We start from the raw sequence: 12,006 nt of genomic DNA, 5'->3' as shown, positions 1-12,006 counted from the left end.
CTGCGGGTACACGGTGACCATGATTAGCGATACATGGCGCGATCAGCTGGCCGCGCGGGGCAAACCGGTGCGGATCCGCGAAATTGAACGCAAGCTGCGCTGCTCCAAATGCGGTGCTCGCAACAGCCATATCGTTCCCGTCATACGCTTTTGAGGCCAGGGCGCCCCAAGAGCTATCGAGGCTTCCTCTCGTGGGTAAAGGCCGGGATGAACGATTGGTAACCTGTTCCCATTTTCCGTCAAAAGAGGCCATTTTGGGCGTCTTTGGAACCAAAGGTGCCCAAAATTCCGCAAATCGCAAGTCGGGGGCGACCGGTAAGCCGCCCTCGTTGGTGTCTCAGGCCGCCAAAACGCGATCCGACACGATGATATGCGAGAGAATAAGTTCGCTTGCGCTCTGCGCGGCGCTGGCGGCCCGGAAGATTGCGCGCTTGTCGTTACGAAGGGCGGTCAGCCAGGAGGCCACGTAAGCGGCATGGTCCTCGCGCTCGGTCGGCTCCATGCGAAGCTGCGCGCAAAGCATTGCGGCGCCGATCTCGGCAACCAGCTCTTCCTCGGCGCGCATGTCGCGGGCCTTGCTGTAATCGCGCAGCGTTTCGCGGGCGAGGCGCTTAACGCTCCCGGTGCTGTGCACGGCCTCGTGTGCGAGGGTCGCATAGAACGCGTTTCCGCTTTGAAAGTCGCCAAAGGCGGGCATCTGGATGCGGTCGGCGACGGGATCATAGTAGGCGCTTGCCCCGCCCTCGGCGTAAGGGACCGGCCAGCGGGCAAAGGCATCGTCCAGCTCGGCATCGCGGTCGTCGCGGTTTTGCACGTCGATAGCGGGCGCGGGATACTTGGACATATCAAGCCCGTCGATCTGCTCCACGTTGAACACGACATAGCGCTTCAGGAATTTGCGGGTCTCTTCCTCGCCCTCGCTCGTCGTCACAGGTTCGCCGGTTTCCTCGTCCTTGGGGGTGAAGGTTCCGGCATGAACGACAAGATTGCCCTTTTCGCCCTTGCGAACCTGTCCGCCCAGCTCGGCGGCCTGCCGATAGGTCATCCAATAGGGATTGGAGAACCCGCGCGTCATGGCGGCGGTCCAAAGCAGAAGAACATTGATGCCCCGATAGGCCGTCCCCTCGTGGCGACGAGGCAGAGAGGCAAGGCCGGAGGTCCAGCGGGGCGACCACGGGCGGGTGCCCTTCTCGAGCATGGCGATGATCTGGTTGGAGACGTCCTCGTACACGTCGGCGCGCCGCGCGGTGTTGTGGCGGACGGTCTTGGTCTTGCGGGTCATATGCTGGCTTCCCTTTTCCCTTGATGGAGCCAAAGGCGATGGCGTCCATCGGCTTCTGCCCGCTGGCGAAGCCGGGGGGGTTGAACCGGCACCGGAGGGCCGAGTGCGAGGGAGGGGGATCACCCGTCCTGCACGGGAGCGCAGCGCACGGAAGGATGGGGACACCCTCGCGTGAGCCAAGCGCAGTGCGGTTTGCCGCGCGCAGACGGCCTGGCCCTTGCCGGGAAGGGGGGAGGCCGCCCCCCTTTAGGCTGAAAGACGAAAGAGGCCGCGCAAGCGCGGCCTCCACTTCGAGCGCGGATCGTGACCTCAATAGGACGAAGCCGCTTGCGGATTCAGCCCGAGCGAAGCGGAAGATAGAGCCATGCCGGCAGGCCGCGCCCGTTCCTCTCCGTTTCTAGTTGTCCTGCTCAGCCATTTTCCGCGCCAGGATAGAGAAGGAATCCGCGATCAGCTCGGTCTTGTAGATGGTCCCGGCATCACCGGCATGGCTGCTCTCGCGGGCCCGTCCGGTGATGTGAACGAGGTCGCCTTCCTCGGCGTTCTCGACCTGCGCGGCAATCTTGGGAAAGCACACGACGCTGTTCCAATGGGTATCGGTCTTCCAGTCGTCCCCGTCCCGCCGGTTGTAGTTCGAGGCCACGCTGACATAGGTAACCTTCTCGAGAGGGAGGATTTTTCCAATACGGCCGATGATCCGAAACTCGGCGATGTTCTGCGGCATCGAGGTCTTCCTTTCAGGCTTTCCAAATCGATTTTGACACGGAGGTACGTCGCTATTTGCCCGAGGGCCGCCCTGCCCCCTCCCCTCGCGCGACATTTGATGTCTGCGTTCGTCTGCGAACTTCGCCTTCCTTGTAAGGCTCTGCCTTGCTTGGTGGACGCGCACACTTTGCCAGAAGCATTCGAGCATCGTGCAAGCCGCGGACGAACCCTGATCTGCCTTCGCACAGGGATCTTGGAGCCACGTCGCCGCACAAGAACTCGTGTTGTTCGGTGCCAGATCGATTCCACCATGTAACCGCGCAAATACATGCAAGACCGCCGAAGACCGCGAGAACTCTCACCGCTTTGCCCTGCCCTTGGCCAGAAGCGCGTCGTTCCAATCACCTCCGGGAGGAGGCAATATGATCTGAAGGCTTCGACCATTTTCTGTGAGGTGCGGGTGTGCGCGAACAAGCCCATCTCGGGCGGCTTTGCCATGTTGGGAGTATACCCGGACCCGGCGGACATGGTCTGGTATGTAGAGATCACGATAGCGCGCGACGCCGCATACGGCCGAGCAACCGCTAAGTTCGTTGAGGATCATCGCCGATTCCGCGTCTTCAAAGCCTTCGGCCAGGTTCATGGTTTCGTCTGCTGGCGCGCCCAGATGTATGGCGCTTTGCCGCGGATCGCCCAATGTTCGTTTGGCGGCGCCAAGGCGGTCACTTTTGCGACCATCGGTTTCCAGGAAGATGCGCAGCAAGGCTACGAGCTGCCCCCTCTGGGTCATGGGCAATAGCAGTGCGGGTAAACGCAGTTTGCGTCCTGCCTCATATGTGATGGCGCCGGGTGCGTATCGTCCCACCGTCGATTGGGAGAGGCCGCGTTTTGCAAGGTACCGCTCCGCAGGCGTTCCAGGTGTTGGACGCGCCTGATCCCACAAGAGCCGACATAGGGACGTCATGTCGCGTGCCGGTTGGGTATGCAGCTGTTCCCGAGCGAGATGATCGGGTTCAAGTGCCGGGCGCGTAACGCGCGGATGACGTCGCTTTGCGTGCATCCGGCAAAGCAGTGGTACAAAACCGCCTTACGTCCTGGTGTAACCGAAAGTGAGGCTTCGCGATCCTCGTGCGCAGGGCAGCAGACTTTGCCATAGCGACCATGCCAGGTACCTTTGAGCTCCTTCACGATCTGTCGAGCTGCGGATTGAGGAGTGGTTGTCATGGTCCGAATATAGCATATACACTAAATCCGTACAGGGCGTTGTCGGAGTTTGGTTTGCTATGATCTTTCGGTTCAAGGCGCGGCTAAAGGCTTTAGGCGTAAGCTCTCAGTGTCCTCCTCTTTCCTGGAATCCTCTTTCAATCAGCGCCGCTGCTTGCAGCGGAAGGTTTTCTGATTCTAAGGGATTCAGATTCGGGGGCCAAAAATTGGCAGTTTCCAGAGGGGTTGAAGGGTCTCTTCCTGACCGCTTGGGGGATTATGCCTGCCCTGTTGGGGGCTCTAACCTGACCTCCCGGGGGAGTTTACCTGACCGCTTGGGGCTATCCTGACTGGATGGGGGAGAGACCAATGGAACTCCTTCCCGACGGGTTTGCGTTGCGTTTCCGCGAAAAATGGACTTCGGCGCGCAAGCTTCTCGCCCTCCCCTCCCCTGGCCAAAGCGACTCGCCGGAATTCCGCCGCTCGTCCTTTCACGTTCGCGAGGCCTATCCTGACCAATTGGGGGCTCAGAATGGTCTATCCTGTCCTGACTTGACCACAGTGGACAGGTCAGGCACACCCGAGGCCTTACATGCGAATCCCCTCGAGCGTTATGACATGGCCAAAAAACGAGCTTCCGACAATGCCGAGGAAGGTGAGAAGGGCCAGCCTGGACCTGGCCGTGCGATGCGGGTCGCTGCGGCCCTTCAGGCGAAGGACGGGGACGAGTTCGCAAAGCCGGGCAGTATTGTTGAGGTCAAGTTCGTCAAGGGACAGTCGCTCAGCCTGACCGCGTCCCGCCTTCTTGCCCTGATGATCCTCACCGCTGGAGGCGATGCATGGGAAGACCGTCCGCATCGCATGCGCAAGGCGGACATTCGTCGCGGCCACAAGGGCAACGAGCGGATTTCCGATATGCTCGAAGAGCTGCACCGGACGTTATTTGCGATCGACGATACGTCCTGGCGCGGCAAGAAGGCGACAATGCGCTTCTCGCTGATCTCGTCATCACGTGAAGAGGTCGAGGACGAGCCGGGCACGGAATCGGGGTGGATTGAATGGGAGTTCACGCCCGAAGCGCGCAAGCTGATCCAGGAGTCCGAGACCTATGCGGTTCTCAATCGCCAGGCGGTTCTTGGCTTTCGCTCGAACTACGCTCTGAAGCTGTATGAGGTCGGCGCGCTGCGCTTGCATCGGCGCCAGTCGTCCTGGAAGGGCGATATGATGGCCTTGCGCGCATTGCTCGGAATTGGTCCGGATGTGTACAAGGACTTTGCCCAGCTACGCCGAAAGGTGCTCGAGAAGGCCAAGGCCGAAATCGACCAGCTTGCGCATTTCAGGGTCGAGTGGCGCGAGATCCGCAAAGGGCGCGCCGTGACGGAAATCGAGTTTCGTTTCGAGCCCAAGGGCGCTCCCGCGCAGATCGCGACCGTCGATGAAATTGAGCGCCATTCCGGTGGCCGCAAGGCGCGGCGTGAAGGCGAGGTCGAGAGCGTCGAGGTAAAGGAACTGGCCCATGGCGTTGTCTCGGCCTTGGTGGGGAAGGGGAGGGAGGATCCTCCCGAACTGCGCTTTCCCAGCGGGACGCTCCAGTACGGGGCAGATGAGCTTGCCGCGATTGCCCGGCGCTCAGGGGGAGGATGGGACATCGATCTCATTGCCAACGCCTATCGCGAGCAGATGGGAGAGCGTTTATCCAAGCTGAAGGGTGCCAAGCTCATCGCGTCCTGGACTGGGTATTGCGAGAGCTTTTTCGCGCGGCGGGGCAGGCCCTGATCTGCAAATTGCACCGGTGCAATTTCCAAAGGCACCCCCAATCGGTCAGGATAGAGAGGCCGATGTTGCGCTGTGCGTACCACCAAGCGCCCACAGCCCCGGAACGGCCACGCGATTTGCGAAAATGCATCAATTATTGACCGATAAGTGCAAACTGACGTAAGTCAGTTCCAGTTTCGAAAAGGGAGGCTGGCTTGGCCGCATCACTTGATATTGAAGGCGTGCAGGACGAGGTGTCGGTCCAGGCGCTTGCGCAGCGGACCAGTTCGGTTCTGGAGCGTTTGCGCGACGCGGCGCGCTCCGCGCGGGCCGATGACCGGCGCGAGCCGACCTTTCAGATCGGAAAGGCGGCGGAGCTGGTGGGCCGTACGCCGGCCGCTATTCGAGAAGCGGAGAAGGACGGCCGACTTCCGCCTCCGCCGCGAACAGAGAACAATCGGCGGGTGGGCTACACGCTTGCCCAGCTCAACGATATGCGAGGCCTGTTCGGGACCCGGCCCTGGCGCGCACCTGAAGATCCGTGCAGCGTCATCGCGGTCCAGAACTTCAAAGGCGGTGTCGGCAAGTCGACGTTGTCCGTGCACCTCGCGCAGTATCTCGCCATTCGCGGCTACCGGGTTGCCTTGATTGACTGCGACAGCCAGGCGTCGGCGACGACGCTGTTCGGCTATGTGCCGGATCTGGATCTGTCCGAAGACGATACCCTCTATCCCTTCCTGCGCCACGACGGCATGGACTCGCTCGACTATGCGCTGCGCAAGACGCATTTCGACGGGCTTGAATTGATCCCGGCGAACCTGCGTCTGTTTCAATCCGAGTATGAGATCGCCGCGCGAATGGCGCGCGGGCAGGGGAGTCTCATTGATCGTATGGCGCAAGGCATCGCCAGCATCTCGGACCGTTTCGATGTGATCGTGCTTGATCCGCCGCCGGCGCTGGGAGCTATTTCCCTGTCGGTGCTGCGCGCGGCCAATGCCCTGGTGGTGCCGGTGCCACCGACGGTCATGGACTTTTCCTCGACGGCCGCCTTTCTGGCCATGCTCGATGAAACGATCGAGACGCTGGCGGAACGGGACATGGCGCCGTCGCTCCAGTTCCTGCGTTTCGTCGCGTCCAAGGTCGATGAGAACAAGTCGATGCAGAAGGAGCTGATCAATCTGATGCGCAGCTTGTTCGGGCACGCGATCGTGCGGACACCGCTCAAGGATTCCGCTGAGATCGATAATGCCACGGCGCGCCTCATGACCGTTTACGAGCTCGATGGCCCGGTTACGAGCTCGTCTGTGCGCAATCGCTGCCTGACCTATCTGGACGGCGTGAACAGCGAAATCGAGATTGATATTCGTTCGATGTGGCCGAGCCATTTGGCCCGGTTGCGCAAGGAAGGCGTCGTATGAACCGCCAAAATTGCACCGGTGCAATTTGGGCTGAGGGAGGGCTCTCGTGAGCAAGAAGAACGCGAATTTTGCAGCCGATCTGGTGGCCGGAATTGCGCCAGCTTCCGAAAAGCCGGTGCCTCGCCGAACCGGCATCGGCTCGAGTGTCCTGACCGGACGAGAGAGCCGTTTGGCGGAACTGGCCTCCGGGAGCGTGGTGTCGCGCACGCACGAGCTCGTCGACCCGGCGCGTTGCCGGATGTGGGAAGGGCACAATCGTGAGTACGCCCTGCTCAACGAGGAGCGGTGTGCCGATCTGATTGAAAGCATGAAGGCGCAGGGCAAGCAGGAGATGCCTGCGATCGTGCGCCGGGTTAAGGGCGAAGCCGACTATGACTACGAGGTGATCTGCGGTGCGCGGCGGCACTGGACGATCACTTGGCTACGCGCACACAATTACCCTGATTTCCGCTTCCTGATCGATGTTCGTGATCTGACCGATGAAGAGGCCTTTCGGCTTGCCGATATCGAGAACCGGGCGCGTGACGATCTGACCGACCTTGAGCGCGCGCGCGATTATCTGCGCGCGTTGAATGCCTACTACGAAGGCAGCCAGAAGCTCATGGCCGAACGTATTAACGTCACCCCGAGCTGGCTGAGCCGCTATCTCGACCTGGCGCGACTACCGCGCGAACTGATGGTAGCATTCTCGCGGCCCCAGGATCTGAGGATCAAGCACGTGACGGCGATCAAGCCTCTCTTGAAGCCGGAGGATCGGCGCCAGCGGGTATTTGCTCAGGCCGCAGAGCTCGCCGAACGCGAGAAAGGCGCTGAGCAGCCGACGCCCGTTCCGGACATCATTCGTGCTCTGGCGCTTGCAGCCGATCCCCCCAAGAAGTCAGGATCCCCCAAAAGGTCAGGAAAGGCGCAAACGGTCCGTTCCGAGGACGGCAAGGCGCTTCTGAAAATTGAGGCTCTCGATGCCAAAGGCATCAAGTTGACGCTGCTGCCACGGGGAGGGGGCACACGAGCCGAAGTCGAAGCTGCCTTGATGGACCTACTCGAACAGCACTGGTTGTAGACGCTTCAACGCCGCGTTCTTGCCAGGCCTTGCGAGATCAGGAATTCGCCTACATCTCGCCCGCGGACTGACACCGAAGTGAGCGTACGGCCATACCGTTCTATACCGAGCGATGTTATGATCACGGGGGCATTTCCTACAACTGCGGATGAGCGCGTCTCGGCTTGTCTTGCCAAGGGAATAAATCAAACCGGTGGGACGAGCGCTTCGTCCGGGAGCAGGAGGGTGATCCAGGTAGTTATGGAGCATCGATGTTGGCAGTTCGAATTCGCTCACGTCCACAGCGATGTACGTCTCCGTCGCGGATACTGGGAGAGGAACAGCTGAACGCAGCTGCTGCAAGGATAGACGCAAGCATTCAGCCTTCCTCTGTTTAAATGCACCGCGCACAAAAACTGAGTGAGGAAGGGCGGGCTAAGAACCTTGGCGATTTCGGAGTCTGAGACTTCGGATCTGTCGGCTTTGGTGAGGCCGCCCTGGGTAAGCCGAGCTTCGCTTCGTGTCCGCACTACGTCAGCCCAACGGCTCGCCCTGGCTGATCGTGGCCGCAGACCATGAAATGCGTCAGCGGGGCTTATTGATCCCGAGTGTTTGTGGAAACCTCAGCTTGCATACATAGATAGTTAGATGTTCTTATAAATATATAGACGAGGCAGGATTCCTGCCATATTCAGGTCTTGATCGTCCTGTGGGCGGTCTGTGTACCCTTGGTATCAGGTAGCCCCCCTGATGAACTGCCTGGTATTAAGAGTCTTTCTTGAAGAGGAAGCCTGTCGACCTGTCAGGAAAGACCAGGCCCGGTGGCGGAACGCCTCCGGGCCTGTCAATCTCCTACGCTTTTTGAGAGTGTCTTTGGCGCATGCAGATTAGCTCACGAACAGGCCTTCCTTCACGCGCTGTGATCAATCAGGCCTTGAGCGACCTGGCCCCTTCCCTTGGCCAAAGGATGAGGACGAGCTGATCCAGTTGTTGCTGCGCAGTCTGAATGAATCACCGCCCTGCAAGTAGCAGGATGCTGTCAGCGTGCTTGCCTTTCCAGAGATCACAAATCGGCTCCTGTTGGGACCTAGCCGACAGTCGCCTTTGGAACGACCGCCCTGGGTAAGCCGACCTTCGCTCTGCGCCTGCGCGATCCTGGATCAGCGCCTTGGAGTGGGATCTAGCCGTCCGACAGCTTCGGAGCACCGTACTTTCGATTTCGGGCGTTACGCGGAAGCGAACCTGTGATCCTCTGGAAGGTTTCGGTTGCGCACATCAGCAGCCAACACAAATGAGCGCCTGGCTCAAGCCGAGCTGCCTCCGGAAAACTCGGGACGCTTCAGGATAATGGCAGAGAGGCCTTTCCTTGCCCCCTTCGGGACTTGATATGAAGGCTGTCCCTATACGCTACATGATAAAATAATCTATTTTATACATATAATTATTATGCTTCGGCCATAGCTGGCTGCCAATCGCGGCACGCTTGAGCATGGCCGTGGCGAGCGGTCGTCATCTACTCTAGACTGGGTGCCTTCATGTCCATTGAAAGTCTGGCCAGAGCGCTTGCACGTTCGGTACCTCAAACAGCGCCAGCGTTGAAAGCCGTTTATCGAAGTCGGGAGAGGATCATCTCCGATTTGGCGATCCATTGGCCTGCCGTCGTGCGCGCGCGTACCGAGAAGATCACGATAGCGATTACGGCTCACTGCAACCTACGCTGCCAGGGCTGCAAGTACGGGCGTGACTTCATGCCTGGCTCACAGTTACCACTCGACACTGTCCGCGAATTGCTCGAAGACGCTGCAGAGGCTCGAGTTCCAGCTGTAAGGCTCTATGGCGGCGAACCCCTGCTCCATCCTGATGTCGTCGAGATGGTCCGGATAGCTAGCGACCTCGGGGTCGGGTGCTACATGACGACGAACGGCTTGGTACTCGATCGTAAAATTGCGGACCTGCATGCGGCCGGGCTACGCAAGGTGACGATCGGCTACTACGGCGAGGGCGAGGCTTTTGATGATTATGTCCAGAGGCCCGGACGTTACCAGCGCTTGCTGGAAAGTCTTGAGGCGACCCGGCGGCAATTCGGGCCAGAGGATCTCGAAATTCAATTCAACTTTCTCCTGAGCCGTCGCACAGCCACTATCGAGGCCATCGACGCGATGGTGGCGTTCGCCGACCGTTTCCAGGGCAGCATTCACGTCGATGTCGTCCACTATTCACTACCCTACTTCCAGGAGGGACCAGAGCGCGAGCTCCAGTTTCGGCCAGATGACCGTCCAGCGGTGGAACGCGTCGTCGATCACCTGCTGGCACTCAAGCGGGCACGCCCCAAACTCCTGACCGAGAGCGAGATTGCCCTGGCGTCCTTCCCGGACTGGGCCTTGAAGCAGGAGGAGATGCGTGTGCCATGCGACGCGCGCAAATTGCTCTGGGTGGGTGCCGACGGTTCGGTGATGCTCTGTTACGTTACGTTCCCGCTTGGTAACCTGCATGAGACGCGGCTGCGCGATCTTCTCGGCACTCGCGCGCACCATCAGGCTGCGCGCGATGCCTTTGCGCTCAACTGTCCGAATTGCCATTGCGAGGCCGCTTCACGCGTGGAAAAGCACGGCCCTTCACGCCGCAAATACGGAGCTTTGGCGGCACAGCGCTCGGGTAGCTGAGCCGTGTTGAAGGTCGCTCATCTTCTGCCCAACATGGTAACGGGCGGGCGCGAGCGCTTCGTTGCCGAACTTTGCCGGCTCGGGCCTCGATTCGGGATTGCCCCGCTCGTAATCCTCCACGATCCCGATGCGCCGGGGGAGCGCATAGCTTTGCCCGGCGTGAGGCAGGTGGAGCTTTCACGGCACGAGCCGAACTTTGGAGATCGGCTCTCTCGCCTGCTCGCTCGGGAACGAATCGACGTGCTCCATGTCCAGGGTCATGTCAGCGCCGCGCTGGCCGAGGGAGTACTCGGCAATGTGCCCAGCGTGGTGACCCTTCATATGGCCCTTGGCAGCAGTGCCCGCTGGCTCCCCGCAATCGTCCGCGGACTTCGCAAGGCGGGCATTGTCTCGGCGGTTTCTGAAGATCTCGCGCGCCGATTTCGCTGGCTTGCGGGAAAGAGGATCGCTCTTCTGCAGCCCGGAATTGACCTTGACCGATTTGCGACTCGAAGAGGTCGCGATGGTGATCGTCCCTTTACTATCGGAACGGCTGCGCGGTTGCACCCCGTCAAACGTCATCGCGACCTCCTGGCAGCTCTCCATCGCCTGAAGCAACAGAGGGTGGCGAGCCGCCTGGTCCTCGCCGGTGAGGGCTCCGAGGAACCGATGCTGCGGTCCCTTGCTGCGAGACTGGAGCTTGATGTCAGCTTTTGCGGAGTCGTCGAGGACATGCCTGGATGGTTCGCTGGACTTGACGCATTTGTGCTTGCTTCGGACCATGAGGGAAGCCCGCTCGCCCTTCTCGAGGCCATGGCTTCAAGTCTTCCATGCGTTGCGACATCCGTGGGCGGTATCCCTGCGATCGTTGGAGATACTGGGCTTCTCGTGCGTCGGCGATCCCCCATCCAGCTTGCGGACGCTCTGGCAACTCTTCACGCAGATGGAGAATTGCGCGAGCAGTTAGCCATAAGCGCCCGCGCACGGGCCGAAAGCTACGCGGATACCTGCATGGGCGAGCAAGCCTCTACTCTTTACCGTTATGCGGGAGCAGAAGTCATACAGAGAAGACTGTCGGCTGCCGGGAATTTGTGATCGGCCGATGAGTGACCGGCTAGGGTCGGCTGCGGCAGGCGGGATCACCAATCAAAAAAACGTTATGGAGTATGACCTTGCGCGCTCCACTATATTGCGTAGCCAATGTATCGAAGCGAAGCCTCTGATAGGCCTCCAGCTTGGCAGGCCGGATCGACGAAGGGGGGGCGGCGCGGAATTTGTCGGGCGACGCAGAATGGTGCTTGTCTGATCGAGGGGTGGGTAAATGTTTGGTTCGATCCTTGGCTTTCAGATCGCGATTTTTCTGTCGATCTTGGCTGTACGTGTCCTCGCCAGAGGCAAACTTGAACTGCTGTGCATTGGTTGGACGATCTTCACGTTCGTAATGGTCTACGCATCGCCACTGATTCTACTGCAATTGCTTGTCATTTGGGGAAGTTATGGCCTCTTGTCAGGAGGCGGCAGCAGCGGGCACTCCCCGGCAAACAGCGATAGTCGCGCGAGCGCGTCCATTCCATCCGTGGCGAGCACAACTCCCGTTCTCAACCGGACAAATGTCCAGGCTGGCAGAAGCACAAAGACCACACAGCCGTTGCCCCCCCCGACTCCAGTTGAAGGATTTCTCGATAGGCTTTCGACAGGCGCGGAACATCTTCAGCGGAAATCTGAAAAATTGCTGGATGCCGTTCAGGTCAAAGTCGCCATTCAGGAAAGAATATCGGTAGTCGTCCGTACGACTTTCCCTGAGCAAGCCGTGCTGAACGCAGCGCTCAAACAAGCTGCTGAGCAGGACCGGATCGATCAGACATACGACACGCCGGAAAAGCGCGCCCGGTACGACAAGAAATTGGCTGAACTCAGATCTGCCTTAGAGCAGACGAAAACTGCACCACCTCCGCGTGCTCG

General features: G+C 59.9%; 11 protein-coding genes. 6 read left to right on the top strand and 5 right to left on the bottom strand.

The features are described 5' to 3' along the window. Nucleotides 1-337 precede the first annotated feature (337 nt). From MBENS4_RS23065 to MBENS4_RS25130, 4 genes are all read right to left on the bottom strand, one after another. The gene (locus tag MBENS4_RS23065; RefSeq protein WP_052322740.1) at nt 338-1,282 is read right to left on the bottom strand and encodes an ArdC family protein; all 945 of its coding nucleotides are present in this window, start codon (nt 1,280-1,282) and stop codon (nt 338-340) included. 397 nt (nt 1,283-1,679) lie between these two features. Further along, entirely contained in the window at nt 1,680-2,006 is a 327-nt protein-coding gene (locus MBENS4_RS23060; RefSeq protein WP_039396545.1) for a single-stranded DNA-binding protein, read from the bottom strand. A gap of 339 nt (nt 2,007-2,345) precedes the next feature. Then, a complete protein-coding gene (locus MBENS4_RS27085) occupies nt 2,346-2,951 on the bottom strand; it encodes a DUF7146 domain-containing protein (protein WP_445321536.1) in 606 nt (201 codons plus the stop codon). After that, nucleotides 2,948-3,211 carry a CHC2 zinc finger domain-containing protein gene (locus tag MBENS4_RS25130; protein WP_144401082.1) on the bottom strand — a complete coding sequence of 88 codons (264 nt, stop codon included), beginning with the start codon at nt 3,209-3,211 and terminating at the stop codon, nt 2,948-2,950. The genes MBENS4_RS27085 and MBENS4_RS25130 overlap by 4 nt, the downstream gene beginning before the upstream one ends. A 666-nt stretch (nt 3,212-3,877) precedes the next feature. On the opposite strand from MBENS4_RS25130, the gene MBENS4_RS23050 reads away from it, so the two are divergent. The 3 genes from MBENS4_RS23050 to MBENS4_RS23040 all read left to right on the top strand — a co-directional run bounded on the left by MBENS4_RS23050 (nt 3,878) and on the right by MBENS4_RS23040 (nt 7,423). Beyond that, entirely contained in the window at nt 3,878-4,966 is a 1,089-nt protein-coding gene (locus MBENS4_RS23050) for a replication initiation protein (protein WP_039396539.1), read from the top strand. A 194-nt stretch (nt 4,967-5,160) separates the two neighbouring features. Continuing rightward, nucleotides 5,161-6,363 (top strand): AAA family ATPase, encoded by a 1,203-nt coding sequence (locus MBENS4_RS23045; RefSeq protein ID WP_039396537.1) that lies wholly within the window; start codon nt 5,161-5,163, stop codon nt 6,361-6,363. Nucleotides 6,364-6,409: 46 nt separating this feature from the next. Further along, entirely contained in the window at nt 6,410-7,423 is a 1,014-nt protein-coding gene (locus tag MBENS4_RS23040) for a ParB/RepB/Spo0J family partition protein (RefSeq protein ID WP_039396535.1), read from the top strand. Nucleotides 7,424-7,428: 5 nt separating this feature from the next. On the opposite strand, the gene MBENS4_RS27080 is transcribed toward MBENS4_RS23040, so the two are convergent. Then, a complete protein-coding gene (locus MBENS4_RS27080) occupies nt 7,429-7,548 on the bottom strand; it encodes a thermonuclease family protein (RefSeq protein WP_242405104.1) in 120 nt (39 codons plus the stop codon). Nucleotides 7,549-8,937: 1,389 nt separating this feature from the next. Between MBENS4_RS27080 and MBENS4_RS23035 the strand changes: the two genes are divergently transcribed. The 3 genes from MBENS4_RS23035 to MBENS4_RS25995 all read left to right on the top strand — a co-directional run. After that, nucleotides 8,938-10,065, top strand: coding sequence for a radical SAM protein (locus MBENS4_RS23035; protein WP_084592350.1), 1,128 nt, complete (start codon nt 8,938-8,940; stop codon nt 10,063-10,065). A 33-nt stretch (nt 10,066-10,098) separates the two neighbouring features. Beyond that, the gene (locus MBENS4_RS27720) at nt 10,099-11,139 is read left to right on the top strand and encodes a glycosyltransferase (protein WP_084592349.1); all 1,041 of its coding nucleotides are present in this window, start codon (nt 10,099-10,101) and stop codon (nt 11,137-11,139) included. Between the two features lie 226 nt (nt 11,140-11,365). Then, nucleotides 11,366-12,006, top strand: a 641-nt coding sequence (locus MBENS4_RS25995; protein WP_159108126.1) for a hypothetical protein, incomplete at its 3' end; no start/stop codon positions are given.

Origin of the sequence: Novosphingobium sp. MBES04, assembly GCF_000813185.1 — a bacterium.
Classification (GTDB): domain Bacteria; phylum Pseudomonadota; class Alphaproteobacteria; order Sphingomonadales; family Sphingomonadaceae; genus Novosphingobium; species Novosphingobium decolorationis.
Note: the sequence above shows the minus strand (reverse complement) of the source record. Positions and strands in the feature narration are given on the sequence as shown.